Source organism: Loktanella sp. DJP18 (genome assembly GCF_049310965.1).
Taxonomy (GTDB): domain Bacteria; phylum Pseudomonadota; class Alphaproteobacteria; order Rhodobacterales; family Rhodobacteraceae; genus Loktanella.
The window spans coordinates 1-729 of sequence record NZ_JBMERN010000375.1 but is presented as its reverse complement, the minus strand read 5'-3'; the positions used below and the strand labels follow the sequence as shown (position 1 = coordinate 729).

At 61.5% G+C, this 729-nt stretch carries 1 pseudogene; it reads right to left on the bottom strand.

Features of this window, described 5'->3' with window-relative positions:
* Nucleotides 1–10: 10 nt before the first annotated feature.
* Nucleotides 11–597: pseudogene (locus ACOI1H_RS26005) on the bottom strand (OmpA family protein).
* Nucleotides 598–729 lie beyond the last annotated feature (132 nt).

Genomic DNA, 729 nt, shown 5'->3' with positions numbered 1-729 from the left:
GGGCTCCCTTTCAGCGGATGCAGTAGATTTCGACGCGGCGGTTCTGCTGCATGCCGGCGGCACTGGCATTGTCGGCGCGCGGCTGACGTTCACCGAAACCGCGGATATCGACCAGCGGGCGCCGATGCCCTGCGCCACGCCGGCCACCGCATTGGCGCGATTCTGCGACAGCCTGATGTTGTATTCGTCGGACGCGCGGCTGTCGGTGTGGCCATAGACAAGGAATCCAAAAGCATTCGCCGTCCTGAAGAAGTTCTGCAGGGTCGCACGGCCTGCGGCGCTGATCGCAGAGCGGTCCGTGGCGAAAAGCTGGTCCGTGGGAACCACGCCGCAGATTTCCGACCTGTGGCAAACGGCACTGCCGTCACGGCGGCGATGCGGTGACATGAAGCCTTCGGCCCCGTCATCCATCGTCCAGTGCTCGCAACCATCGGGATCGATCCAGATGGTCGGGACATATTTCTCGGACCGGTTGGCCTGCTGAGCGGACGCAGCCCCGGCTACAAGCGTCAGCGCCAGAACGCCTGCAAGCGCGGCCTTTGCAATATGGGTCGGGGTGGTTGCCACGGCGAATACCTCTTGGTTGAAACCGAGCATACCATGTCGGGTATGCACCGGGATCCATAACACATAATGGCCGTCGTCTTAGCAAGATTGGCCAGCATGGGAAGAAGATTTCACCACATATTGTGTCTGAAACGGCGCCAGTGGCAAGCATCGCCCGCGATT